Here is a 12,619-nt window from a genome sequence, read left to right as displayed (position 1 = left end):
GCGCTGTGTGCGTGCGCTTTCTGCGCCGTATGGTTACGCCGTGCCGAATGCGGGGGTTTGCGTTTTAAACCGCCCGCACAAAATCCTCACGATACCCGGTTTTGGGGCGGTATATCGCCCATCACGGGCGCACACCACAACCGCTTGAGGGTGCGTCGGAAGCAAATCCGGGTTAATATTGAGGGGTTAAGTGAATGACCGGTCGTACCTTTTTCAAGACCCCGAGGCTGCACCGCCTTTTCATCATGAATCAACCGTGAATATGAACCATGTGTGCAGGCGGCGTCTCGGCAAGAATTTCCCGTGTAAGAATTTCCCGCGGCCGGCTTTCGACGCCCGCCCGTCACCGCCTCCACCGTTGGGGCGCTGGCTGGTACACCCCCGTTACGGGGAGAAACACACCCCGAGCAGGGGTAGAAAGATACGGTCCAGTGACTGAAACGAACACGCAGGAAACCACTCAGACTGCAAAGTCCTTCGCCGACTTCGGCGTTCGCCAGGATATTAGCGACGCTCTCGCGGCGGTTGGCATTACTTCTCCCTTCCCCATCCAGGAGCTGACTCTTCCCGTGGCTCTGTCTGGCCAGGACATCATTGGTCAGGCGAAGACCGGTACCGGTAAGACCCTCGGCTTTGGTCTGCCCACCATTCAGCGTGTGGTCGGCCGCGACGATGAGGGCTGGGCTGATTTGGAGTACCCCGGCGCACCTCAGGCGCTGATTCTGGTTCCGACCCGTGAGCTTGCTATTCAGGTGGGTGAGGACCTGGCGATTGCTGCGAAGCTGCGTAACGCCCGCGTCGCGACCCTGTACGGTGGTGTGCCGATTGAGCCTCAGGCTGAGCTGCTGCGCCGCGGCCTGGAGGTTGCGGTGGGTACCCCCGGCCGCATTATCGACCTGTACCAGCAGGGCTTCCTGAACCTGAAGCAGGTTAAGATCGTGGTCCTCGATGAGGCTGACGAGATGCTGGACTTGGGTTTCCAGCCGTCGGTTGAGAAGATTCTCAGCTACCTGCCGGAGGACCGCCAGAGCATGCTGTTCTCCGCGACCATGCCCGGCCCGGTCATTGCGATGGCACGCCAGTACATGACCAAGCCGATGCGCATTAGCGCCGCTGACCCCGAGGACGCTTCGAAGACTAAGGCGTCGATTCGCCAGGTCGTCTACCGTGCGCACCACCTGGACAAGGACGAGATGATTGGCCGCATTCTGCGCGCTACCGGCCGTGGCCGTACCGTCATCTTCACCAAGACCAAGCGTGACGCTGCCCGCGTAGCGGAGGAGCTGGTGAACCGTGGCTTCGCTGCCGCTCCCCTGCACGGTGACCTGAACCAGGTTGCGCGTGAGCAGGCTCTGAAGGCGTTCCGTACCGGCAAGGTCGACATTCTGGTCGCTACCGACGTGGCGGCTCGCGGTATTGACGTTGAAGACGTGACCCACGTGATTAACCACCGCGTGCCCGAGGATGAGAAGACCTATCTGCACCGTACCGGTCGTACCGGTCGTGCGGGCAATGAGGGTACCGCCATCACCCTGGTTGACTGGGATGACCTGCCGCGCTGGAAGGTCATTAACGATGCCCTGGAGCTGGGTGTTCCTGAGCCGGTTGAGACCTACTCTTCCTCTGAGCACCTGTTCTACGACCTGAACATTCCGGCTGGTACGAAGGGCCGTCTGCCGCGCGAGGAGCGTGTGGCTGAGGGCATGGGCGATGAGTTCTTTGAGAGCGCCCGTGACTCGCGTGATGGCCGTCCGGCTCGTTCTCGCGGTGGCCGCGATGGTTCCCGTGAGGGTGGCCGTAGCGGTGAGAAGGGTTCGCGCCGTTCTCGCGGCGGCCGTGACGGCGGCCGCGAGGGTCGTTCCGGTGAGGGCCGCGGCGAGCGCCGTAGCCGCTCCGAGGGTCGCAAGCGCACTGAGCGTTCCGAGCGTTCTGCCGAGCGTGCGGAGCGTACCGAGCAGGGCGCATCCGAGCGTACCGAACGTTCTGAGCGTGCGCCTCGCCAGCGTCGCCGTACCCGCCGTGTTGAGGGTCAGCCGGTGGAGGGTGAAGGCCGCCGCCGTACCCGCCGCCGCGCTGAAGGCTCCCGCGGTGAGGGTTCTCGCGGTGAAGGCTCCCGTGCTGAGGGTTCGCGCGGTAAGGGCCGTGGCGCTGACCGTGCTGGTTCTGAAGGCTAGGGCCGGGGTTGGGTATTTCAGCATCCCCGGTGCCCGCCGTGCCCTCCCCTGCCGCTGAGGCGACCCCCGCGGATTCGGCGCTTTTCGACCCGCAGGGCCCGTCGCTGCTGGTGCAGGCAGATAACCTGGAGTATCTGCGTGAGCTGCCCGATGGTGCGTTCACCGTGATTTACATTGACCCGCCGTTCAATACGGGTAAGAAGCAGACGCGCCGCACCTTGAGCGCGGAGGCTTCTGAGAAGGGTGACCGCACCGGTTTTAAGGGCAAGAGCTATTCGAGCACCCTGCAGACCCTGGCGAGCTATAACGACTCGTTTGAGGATTATTGGGCGTTCCTTGCTCCGCGTATTGAGCAGGCGCATCGTCTGCTCGCGCAGGACGGCACCCTGTACCTGCACCTGGATTGGCGTGAAGTGCACTACGTGAAGATCATGTGCGACATGATTTTTGGTCGTGAGAACTTCATTAATGAGCTGATTTGGGCGTATGACTACGGTGCGAAGTCTACGCGCCGCTGGCCGACGAAGCACGACAATATTCTGGTGTACGCGAAGGATCACCGCAGCTATTACTTCAATACTGCGGAGGTTGATCGTGAACCGTATATGGCTCCGGGCCTGGTGACTGAGGAGAAGGCTTCTCGCGGTAAGCTCCCTACGGATGTGTGGTGGCATACGATTGTGTCGCCGACGGGTAAGGAGAAGACGGGTTATCCTACGCAGAAGCCTACGGGTCTGTTGCGTCGTATGATTGCGGCGAGTTCCCGTCCGGGTGATTGGGTGTTGGATTTCTTCGCTGGTTCTGGTTCTACGGGTGCGGCGGCGGCTCAGTTGGGCCGTAAGTTCGTGTGTGTGGATCAGAATCCGCCGGCTATTGAGGTGATGGCTAAGCGTCTGGGCGTGGATCCGGCGTCTTTTGAGGCGTACCGTGGTGTGCCGCGTGGGGCGAGTGTGCTGTTCACGCCGAAGCGTACGGTGGGCGTGCGCGGCGGTACGAGTCGTGATGCGTTGACGGCGGCGAGCCGTCATGCGTTGAAGGCTGTGTTGGATACGTTGACGGAGACTACGCAGCCGGTTGAGGGTGCGTCGTGCCGGTTTGTGCGTCACTGGTCTATGGATGCGGTGGATAAGAAGATGCGTATTGATGGGCGTGATGAGTTGCGTCGTCAGCGTCAGCATCAGGCGCGGGCTAAGGCTCGTGCGGCGCGTGTGGCTGCTCAGCTGGATGCGGCGGCTGCGGGTGCGGTATTGCAGCATCATGCCTCGCGTGAGAGCGTCTAGGCGGTCTTTTCCACGTGTTCGTGAGAGTTACGCGTTAAGAGTGTGGGGCAGGTTCCTTGAATAGGAACCCGCCCCACACTCTTTTGTTTTCACCTCATTGCATATTCCCTAAATCTCTACCTGAAGGTTAGGATTTTTGATACGCTGAGGATGTTCTACTCATTGGGGCGCACAAAGATTGTGCCCCCCCTTAGTTTGAAGGAGCTATGATGCTTCGACAATTATTCGCCCGCCCCACAAAGCGGGCCATCCAGGCCGGCGGCACGGTACTGCTGGCAGGCGCCATGGTGTGCGGTAGCGTGCCGGCGTATGCCATTGGGTCGATTAAGCCCCATCAGGCTACACCTATCGCACAACCAAACGAACCCGCAGTAACCTGCAGCGACCGAGCAGATTACGGATACGAGAGTAGCGGACCTAGCCGTAAGCTTGTCTTCGAATGGGCTCAATGTGCAGGCCTAATTACCGAATACCAGAAGCATGTGCTTTTCAAGAATGACAGTGTTGTTTCTCGAGGCCAGTTTGTGGAGTATTTGTATCGCCTGTCGGGTTCTCCTGATGTGAAGAATCTTCCGACTCAGTCACCGTATGGTGATATTAAGACTGATGACCCGCGTTTTCCTGTGGTGATGTGGGCTCGTGAGCGGGGCATTACCTGGGGTTGGAGTGATGGGAATTTCCATTACGATGCCCCCGCAAATGATACAACGACAGTAATCATGGCATACCGCCTAGCTGGTAGCCCGAAAGTGAACCTGCCCGATAAGAACCCTCCTGACGCTGTATATCCGTGGGAGGAGCGTCATCACAACCTCCCCTATGGTTCAGAACTGCATCGGGCATATGTCTGGCTGGAATTTACCGGGGATGGCCGAACGTATTTACCTAGTGGCGTTGCAACTGTCGACGATTTGTGGTTCAAAGCTTGGACTTTTAAAGCCACTCATACACAGGCTTTTGAGGTATTGCGCCTAGCTGATATTCGAGGTGCTTTCTAATCTAAAAAGATGGCTCCCTCCACTATTTGCTAGTGGAGGGAGCCGATCTCTATCTAGAGATTAAAACCTTTATCTCCCACGACTATGGGCTTCTCAATAATTATTGATTTGCGCACATGCTCATTAATTTCAATTCTGTATGGATTATATATTTGAGATTTAACGAAAATTTTCCATGGATCTTCCAGAATTTTTGGCTTATTTGTCTTTCCCTCATATAGTGTTTGGCACTCATCGTGTGCATTGGCTCCAATGATATTAAGACGTCCGGCTCCACCTTCAAGATAGAAGCCCCACAGTGAAGCGAGGATTCTTTCTAGGGGTACTTCTTGGCTTGGCCCGTAGGGGTTGTCTGAGCGTACTCCCGTGAAAGTGCAGTCGCTAGCCCACGAGCTGATATACCAGTTCGCTGCCTCGTGGTTATGCGCTTTATCTGAGACTGCGTCATGCCAGCTGGAGGACTCACCGATACAACCCACATAGTTATATGGCACTTTAGGACAACACAAAAGAGTGTGGGGCTGGTTCCCTTACAGGGAACCCGCCCCACACTTTCGTCTTAGTGCTGTGCCGCCAGCTGCTCGCGGATACGCGCCACCGTCGCCGCATCCGTCGTATTCTCACCCAACAGGTTCGGCTTACCCGCGCCGTGATAATCACTCGAACCCGTCACCAGCACCTCACGGCCCGCCGCACGCTGACCCTCAATAAACTCCAGCAGACGCACCCGGTCTTCCGCGGAGTTTTCGCGGTGGTACACCTCCACACCCGCCAGGCCAGCCTCCACCATCAAACCCAGGTACTCCAGGCTCAACGCGGGCCCACGCATCGTACTCATCGGATGCGCAATCACCGGCACGCCCCCAGCCTCACGCACCAGACGCACCGCCTCCAGCGGGTCCAGCGCATCCTGCGGCACATAGTAGGGGCTGCCCGTGTACAGCAGCTTCGCGAAAGCCTCAGAACGGTCAGCCACCATGCCAGCGGCAACCAGCGCGTCCGCAATATGGGGGCGACCCACCGCCGTGTTCCCCTCCCCCACCTGCGCCAACACGTCATCCCAGGTCAGCGGATAGTCAGCGGCAAGACGCTGCACAATAGCCTGCGCACGGCCCGCACGGCTGGCACGAATCGCCTCCACACGGTGCGCCAACTCCGAACCCACCGGGTCAAAACCATAAGCAAGCAGGTGAATGGTCTTCGTGCGTGCACGGCCCTCACCGTCGGTGTAACGGTAGCGGCAAGAGAACTCGGCACCCGGCAGAAAATCCAGACCGTACTCATCCGCCAGCTGAGCAGCCTGCGCCCACCCAGCCGTCGTATCGTGATCAGTCAGCGCGAAACCCGCCAACCCGGCGCGAGCAATCAGCGGCACCAGCTCGGTCAGGCTCTGCGTGCCGTCAGAAATAGCGGAGTGAATATGCAGGTCGTAGCGCCCAGCAGGGTTCAGGTTTTCAGGCGCGCCCAATTCAGCGGGCCGCGGTGCCTGCTTCGCATGAGGTGCACTATTCCGGTGTTCTGTGTGCGTCATATTCTCTCCTTCCCCGCCCCTGCTAGTTCGTCGCCACCTCAGCGGGGTTTTAAGGCATGTCATCTACTCTTCTGATTCAACCCTACCAATATCGGCGGCACAATATCGGGCACCCGGTCGCAGGTCAAAGATATATTCTGACCCACCGCCCCCTCTCTTATGGTCAAAAGCGCTAAAACGCCTGCCCACCAGTATTGAAGAGGCTATGATTAACCCATGACTGAGAACAATGAGAAGAGCACCGAAGCTCAGAAGACTGACCACCGCAGCACCCCCAAGGCGTCTGCGTTCACCGAATTCATTGCCGCAAACTGGGCACCTGCCGAAGACGACGGCTACACCCGCGAGCCCGTAGCAGACTACGCCGCTGAGCGCCGCGCCAAGATCTCCAAGGCATTCCCCGGCGAGCGCCTCGTCCTGCCCGCAGGCCCTCTGAAGGTCCGCTCCAACGACTGCGACTACCGCTTCCGCCCGCACTCGGCGTTTGCGCACCAGACCGGTCTGGGCATCGACCACGAGCCCGACGCCGTGCTGATTTTCGAGCCCGTCGAAGAGGGTACCGGCGACAACGGCTCCAACCACGAAGTCACCCTGTACTTCCGCCCGCTGGCTGGCCGCGACACCGCAGAGTTCTACGCGGATGCACGCTACGGCGAGTTCTGGGTTGGCCCCCGCCCCACTCTGAAGGAGTTCTCCGAGCGTTACGGTCTGCGTACCCGCGACCTGTCCGAGCTTGAGGTTGCTATCACCAAGAACGCCGGCAACCAGGGCCTGGGCGGCGTGAACATCCGCCTGGTCCGCAACGTTGACCCGGCTGTTGACGCGCTGGTTGACACCTCCCGCTACAACACCGGCGTGGAGCTGGAGCAGGCTGACAAGCTGGACTCCGAGCTTGCCGTGGCTCTCTCCGAGGCTCGCCTGATCAAGGACGCTATCGAGGTTGAGAACCTGCAGCGTTCCGTTGACCTGACCGTCAAGGGCTTCGAAGAGGTCGTGCGCGAGCTGCCTAAGGCTGTTGCGCACCACCGCGGCGAGCGCGTCGTTGAGACCGCATTCTTCTCCGTGGCACGTACCGACGGTAACGACCTGGGCTACGACACCATCGCAGCGTGCGGTAACAACGCAACCATCCTGCACTGGATCCGTAACAACGGCACCGTCGATGACGGCAAGCTGCTGCTGCTGGACGCAGGCGTTGAGGACGACACCCTGTACACCGCAGACGTGACCCGCACCTTCCCCGTGAACGGCAAGTTCACCGAGGTTCAGGCGAAGGTCTACAACGCTGTGCTGGACGCAGCTGACGCAGCGTTCGAGGTCGCTAAGCCGGGCCGTAAGTTCCACGAGATTCACGACGCCGCAATGGAGGTTCTGGCTCACCGTCTGGAAGAGTGGGGCCTGCTGCCGGTTTCTGCCGAGGTTTCCCTCACCATTGAGGGCGGCCAGCACCGCCGATGGATGCCGCACGGCACCAGCCACCACCTGGGCCTGGACGTGCACGACTGCGCGCAGGCGAAGGCTGAGCTGTACATGTGGGCTGAGCTGGAGCCGGGCATGGTCTTCACCATTGAGCCGGCACTGTACTTCAAGGAAGAGGACATGTCCATTCCCGAGGAGTACCGCGGTATCGGCATCCGCCTGGAGGACGACGTGCTCTGCACCGAGGACGGCAACGTGAACATGTCCGCTGCTCTGCCCCGCACCGTTGAGGGCATTGAGGAGTGGATGGCGAAGCTCTCTAAGGAGGCTTAACCATTCCCGCCGGACTGTACCGGCTAGTACGGTCTGATGACAATGCGTAGCGAAAGCCCCTCACCGAGTGATTCGGTGAGGGGCTTTCGCGTGTCTTCTATGTTGCTTCTCTGCCTGTTTCCCGGCTTATTTCCCGCCGTTAGGGGCGGTTACCGCCGTTGCGGCGTGAGGTTATTCGGAGTCCTTTGAGGAATTATCGTGCGAGGACTTATCGTGCAGGCCCTGCGGGCGCGGGGTCGGACGCTGCGGCTTGGGCTGAATCAGCTTCGCGTATTCTTCCGGGTCGTCCACGCGCAGGCCGAAACGCTGAGCCGGGCGCTTCTGCGGCTCTGCCTTCTGGGCAGTGGTGTTCTGGTCGCTCGCCTGGTCGGTGTTTGCCTGTTCCGGCGCGGAAGTCTGAGCGGGCTGAACAATCTGCGTAGGCTGGGTGGGCGCGGGCATGTTCTGCGCCGCGCTCTGAGCCACCGCATCCTGCGCGGAAGTATCACGCTCGGGCAGATTCTGGTTCGGTGCCGGCTGACTACCCGCCTGCGCACGGTACGAGGGTGCCTTCGGGGCGCCGGTCGGAACCGGGGCGCCGTTCATCGAGACCGTGCTCTGGGCGGCACGCGCCTGCGAAGCTTCCGGGGCCGCCGCCGCACGCGCAGCCGCAACCGCCGCCGAGAAGCGAGGATGCGCACCCAGCACGCGGCGTGCATCCTGAGCGTACTCCGGCAGAGCGTACATCACGGTACGGGAGGGAATCGCCTCGGTACGCATCGGGTATCGAACCCCGCGGCCACGGCGCAGAATGTACATCTGCCAGAGCACAAACACGGCAATCGACAGCGGCACGTACTTTAGAGCCACCGACATAAAAGAGTCACCGGTCAGAGTCAACAGCACCGAAAACACCAGGCCCATCGACGCACCCTGAATCGCCGAGAAAATCAGGGCACGACCGTAACCGGGCTGTACCGGGTACTCCACCTGGCGGATACCGTCATTGACCAGGTACAGTGCCGTGACCGGATAATCCTGCTCGCTGAGCACGTCAAAGGCGGCGAGCGCATCATCGTGACGAACGAAGGAGGCGATTGCCTCACCGGCGGGTAGGGGCTTGCCCTGAGCCTGCGCCAGGCGCGACGCCAAGTACGAAGAAGGCGGGGTCGAGGGAATATTCGGCAGGTTAGAAGTCATGGCTCCTATTCTACCGCCCGGCAAAAACAGGGAGGGGTGAGCCGGTCAGTGCTCTCCCCCCAGCGTAGGGGCGCGGCGTAGAACCCTGCGTAGAACCCCGCGTAGGGACGCGGTATAGAACAGACGTAGGGCGCGGCATAGAGCGAATGTAGAGGGCACGTACACGTAGCATCAGCGGAGCATAAGAACACCTGTTCAAATAGGCCCCTCAAAGTGCGAATCCCCGCGGTGGAGCGTACCCTAGAGAGGTGAGCAATTCGAAGTTCAGCACCCCCAGCAAGATTTACATTGCCCGCCTTTTGGGCCTCGACGTTTTTGACCCCTTCGGTGACCGCCTCGGCCGTCTCCGAGACGTCGTCGTGCTCAAACGCGGCCTGGGCGCGTCCATTGCGGGCGCCCGCCCCGCCAAGGGCAGCGAACCCATTGTTGTCGGCATCATCGTTGAGGTGCTCGGCAAGAAACGCGTGTTCATGCCCATGACCCGTGTGCGAAGTATCGACGCTTCACAGATCATTTCGACTGGCCTGGTGAACCTGCGCCGCTTCGAACAGCGCAACTCTGAGACCCTCATCGTTGGTGAGCTTTTCGACCGCCGTGTGCGCCTGCTCGACGGCAGCGGTGACGCCGTCATTGAGGACGTCGCCATTGAGCAGCGCCGCAACGGCGACTGGGGCGTGACCGAGCTGTTCGTCTCCCGCGTCAGCTCCGGCTCCAGCACGTGGCGCCGCCGCTCCAAGGAGACCCTCATCGTCGACTGGGACGAGGCGGTGCTCTCCACCGATGTGGAACCGCAGGCGGCAACCGCGTTCGTGGCAAACCACGAGAACTCCAAGCCCGCCGACCTTGCGGACGCCATCCACGAGATGAGCGATAAGCGCATGGTCGAAATCGCCGCCGAACTGCAGGATGAACGCCTCGCGGACGTTCTGCAGGAGCTGCCCGCCGAGGACCAGGTGCAGATTCTTTCGCACCTGGACGACGAGCGTGCCGCGCAGGTCCTCGAAGAGATGGAACCGGACGACGCCGCCGACCTGCTCATCGAGCTGGACGACGCCCAGCGTGAAAAGTTGCTCGAACTCATGGAACCCGACGAAGCAGACGACGTGCGTCGACTGCTCGAATACGACGAAGGTACCGCCGGTTCGCTCATGAACCCGGTGCCGATTATCCTCTCCCCCGAGGCGACCGTCGCGGAGGCGCTCGCGCACATCCGCGCCGAAGAGATTCCTCCGGCGATGGCGGCTGCTGTCATGGTGACCCGCCCGCCCTTGGAAACCCCGACCGGCAAGTACCTGGGCCTGGTGCACATGCAGAAGCTGTTGCGTGTGCCGCCGAGTGAGCCGATCGGTCACATCCTCGATACCGACACTGAGCCTGTCTCTGACCAGGCTAGTTTGGAAGAGCTGGCACGCGTGCTGGCAACCTACGACCTGACCATCGTTCCCATTGTGAACGAATCGCACCGCCTAGTAGGCGCAGTGACCATCGACGACGTGCTCGATGCGCTCCTGCCCGAAGACTGGCGCACTTACGATGATGGAACTCCCGTACGAAAGGTAGGACGACGCTTTGCCTGATTCGAACCGCCGCGACGCAAACCGTACCGAAGAGAACCCCCGCATCGATAAGGCGCGCATCCTCAAGGACCGCCTGGAGAAGAAGTACGCTGAACGCAACCGCGAGCGCGGCGACTCCCGCCCGCAGCGCAGCGACTCGCAGCTGAGCACCCCCGGCACCCGCAAGCCGAAGCTGTTCGCAAGCCCCAACCCGGACGCTTTCGGCCGCATGACCGAGGGTTTCGCACGCTACATGGGTACCCCGCAGTTTTTGATGTGGATGACCATTTTCTGTGGCGTGTGGCTTGCTTGGAACTCCCTGGCACCGGAGGAGATGCAGTTCGACCCGCGTAGCCTGAACTTCACCCTGCTGACCCTGATGCTGTCCCTGCAGGCTTCTTACGCTGCTCCCCTGCTGCTGTTGGCGCAGAACCGTCAGGATGACCGCGACCGCGTGGTGGCATCCGAGGACCGTAAGCGTGACCAGCAGAACCTGGAGGAGACCCAGTACCTGACCCGCGAGATTGCTTCGCTGCGTATTGCTCTGCGTGAGGTTGCGACCCGTGACTTCGTTCGTAGCGAGCTGCGTGACATTCTTGAGGAACTGCAGAACATTGCGCAGGAGCAGGAGCGTCACGCCGAGCAGCTGCAGGACATCAGTGAGGACATTGAGGACCTGGAGGAGGCAATCGACGATATCGATACTTCCGAGGGTGAAGAGAAAGACGCTGAGGAGCAGGGCTCCGAGAAAAACCCTGAGCAGAAGGAGTCTGCGGGCGCCGAGAACGGTACCGAGAAGTCTTCTGACAAAGCTGAACGCCCGGCAAAGGACTCCGTGAAGGACTCCGTGCAGGATTCCCACCGCGGCGATCTGAGCCAGCCTCAGAGCCGTGAATCCCAGCAGGCACAGCGCACCCGTGAGGGAGGCCGCCCGTGAGCGCTGATAACCCGCTACAGGACGCGCTCTACGCGGCGCTTGCCCGCGTTGAAGACCCCGAGCTGCGCCGCCCCATTACGGAGCTCGGCATGGTTGAGACTGCGCTCGTGCATCCTGAACTGGATGAGCAGGGCGAGCCGATTCCCGGCCGCCACTGGGCGCAGGTGACGGTGTTGCTCACCATTGAGGGTTGCCCGCTGAAGAACACCATCGAGCAGCAGGTTCGTGACGCCGCCGCCACCGTTGAGGGTATTGAGCGCGTGCAGCTGCAGGTGGGTGCGATGAACCCGCAGCAGCGTTCCGCCCTGCGTTCGATGCTCAAGCCGGAGCGTTCTAACCCGTTTACCGCGCCCGGTTCGCTGACCCGCGTGTTCGGCGTGGTGTCCGGTAAGGGCGGTGTGGGTAAGTCCTCCATGACCGCAAATCTTGCCGCCGCGTTCGCTTCGCGCGGGCTTGCGGTGGGCATTATTGACGCGGATGTGCACGGCTTCTCCATCCCTGGTTTGCTCGGTATTACCGATGCCCCAACCCGCCTGGATGACCTGATTCTTCCTCCGACCGTGGATGTGCCCGCCCCCGCCCAGCGTTGGGGTGAGCAGAAGGTCAGCGGCGGCTTTATTCGCGTGATTTCTATTGGCATGTTCCTCAAGGGCAACGAGCCGGTGGCGTGGCGCGGCCCCATGCTGCACCGCGCCCTGGAGCAGTTCATTATGGATGTGCATTTCGGCGCCCTGGATGTGTTGCTGCTCGATTTGCCGCCCGGCACCGGCGATATTGCAATCTCCATGGCTCAGCTGTTGCCGAATGCGGAGCTGGTGCTCATTTCCACCCCGCAGCACGCCGCCGTGGATGTGGCGGAGCGTGCCGGCACCCTGAGCTTGCAGACCGGTCAGAAGGTTGTGGGCGTGGTCGAGAACATGGCGGCAATGACCCTGCCGGACGGCACCGTGCTCGACATGTTCGGTTCTGGCGGCGGTCAGGTGCTCGCTGAGCGTCTTTCGGAGGCGCTCTCCTACCCGGTACCGCTGCTCGGCTCGGTCCCTTTGGATGTGAACCTGCGCACCGGCGGCGACGACGGCATGCCCGTCGTGTGGGGTCACCCCGACTCCCCCACCGCCGAGGAAATCCAGTCCATCGCCTCGCAGCTACTGCAGTCTGGCGAGTCGAGGGCGGGTCAGAGCCTGCCGCTCTTCGTCTAGGTTTGAGCCTCTA

The 12,619-nt window shown here is 61.1% G+C and carries 9 protein-coding genes; 7 read left to right on the top strand and 2 right to left on the bottom strand.

Features of this window, described 5'->3' with window-relative positions:
* Positions 1–431 precede the first annotated feature (431 nt).
* The 3 genes from QZ540_RS00740 to QZ540_RS00730 all read left to right on the top strand — a co-directional run bounded on the left by QZ540_RS00740 (position 432) and on the right by QZ540_RS00730 (position 4,452).
* Positions 432–2,174 (top strand): DEAD/DEAH box helicase, encoded by a 1,743-nt coding sequence (locus tag QZ540_RS00740; protein WP_294626958.1) that lies wholly within the window; start codon positions 432–434, stop codon positions 2,172–2,174.
* Positions 2,175–2,182: 8 nt separating this feature from the next.
* On the top strand, positions 2,183–3,454 hold the full coding sequence (locus tag QZ540_RS00735) for a site-specific DNA-methyltransferase (RefSeq protein WP_294626956.1): 1,272 nt from the start codon (positions 2,183–2,185) through the stop codon (positions 3,452–3,454).
* A gap of 206 nt (positions 3,455–3,660) precedes the next feature.
* Entirely contained in the window at positions 3,661–4,452 is a 792-nt protein-coding gene (locus tag QZ540_RS00730; RefSeq protein ID WP_294626954.1) for an S-layer homology domain-containing protein, read from the top strand.
* Positions 4,453–5,011: 559 nt separating this feature from the next.
* Here QZ540_RS00730 and QZ540_RS00725 read toward each other — a convergent pair.
* Complete coding sequence (locus QZ540_RS00725; protein ID WP_294626952.1) at positions 5,012–5,983, bottom strand: PHP domain-containing protein; 972 nt, start codon at positions 5,981–5,983, stop codon at positions 5,012–5,014.
* 216 nt (positions 5,984–6,199) lie between these two features.
* Between QZ540_RS00725 and QZ540_RS00720 the strand changes: the two genes are divergently transcribed.
* Positions 6,200–7,735: an aminopeptidase P family protein gene (locus tag QZ540_RS00720; RefSeq protein ID WP_294626950.1), complete on the top strand. Its 1,536-nt coding sequence runs from the start codon at positions 6,200–6,202 to the stop codon at positions 7,733–7,735.
* A 171-nt stretch (positions 7,736–7,906) separates the two neighbouring features.
* Here QZ540_RS00720 and QZ540_RS00715 read toward each other — a convergent pair whose 3' ends face one another.
* A complete protein-coding gene (locus QZ540_RS00715) occupies positions 7,907–8,914 on the bottom strand; it encodes a hypothetical protein (protein WP_294626948.1) in 1,008 nt (335 codons plus the stop codon).
* A gap of 248 nt (positions 8,915–9,162) precedes the next feature.
* On the opposite strand from QZ540_RS00715, the gene QZ540_RS00710 reads away from it, so the two are divergent.
* The 3 genes from QZ540_RS00710 to QZ540_RS00700 are packed head-to-tail and all read left to right on the top strand — an operon-like array spanning position 9,163 to position 12,606.
* Positions 9,163–10,491: a magnesium transporter MgtE N-terminal domain-containing protein gene (locus tag QZ540_RS00710; protein WP_294626946.1), complete on the top strand. Its 1,329-nt coding sequence runs from the start codon at positions 9,163–9,165 to the stop codon at positions 10,489–10,491.
* On the top strand, positions 10,484–11,407 hold the full coding sequence (locus tag QZ540_RS00705; protein WP_294626943.1) for a DUF1003 domain-containing protein: 924 nt from the start codon (positions 10,484–10,486) through the stop codon (positions 11,405–11,407). The genes QZ540_RS00710 and QZ540_RS00705 overlap by 8 nt, the downstream gene beginning before the upstream one ends.
* A complete protein-coding gene (locus QZ540_RS00700; protein ID WP_294626941.1) occupies positions 11,404–12,606 on the top strand; it encodes a P-loop NTPase in 1,203 nt (400 codons plus the stop codon). Before QZ540_RS00705 ends, QZ540_RS00700 begins: the two co-directional genes overlap by 4 nt.
* The last annotated feature ends 13 nt before the right edge of the window (positions 12,607–12,619 follow it).

The sequence above is a fragment of the uncultured Rothia sp. genome (assembly GCF_916049665.1).
In the GTDB taxonomy this organism is placed as follows: domain Bacteria; phylum Actinomycetota; class Actinomycetes; order Actinomycetales; family Micrococcaceae; genus Rothia.
The sequence above is the reverse complement of the archived record's forward strand: the minus strand, read 5'-3'. Positions and strand labels throughout refer to the sequence as shown.

Excerpts from the sequence above, each read along its gene's own strand:
- QZ540_RS00730 (WP_294626954.1), top strand. The coding sequence starts at position 3,661 with ATGATGCTTCGACAATTATTCGCCCGCCCCACAAAGCGGGCCATCCAG.
- QZ540_RS00725 (WP_294626952.1), bottom strand. The coding sequence starts at position 5,983 with ATGACGCACACAGAACACCGGAATAGTGCACCTCATGCGAAGCAGGCA.
- QZ540_RS00720 (WP_294626950.1), top strand. The coding sequence starts at position 6,200 with ATGACTGAGAACAATGAGAAGAGCACCGAAGCTCAGAAGACTGACCAC.
- QZ540_RS00715 (WP_294626948.1), bottom strand. The coding sequence starts at position 8,914 with ATGACTTCTAACCTGCCGAATATTCCCTCGACCCCGCCTTCTTCGTAC.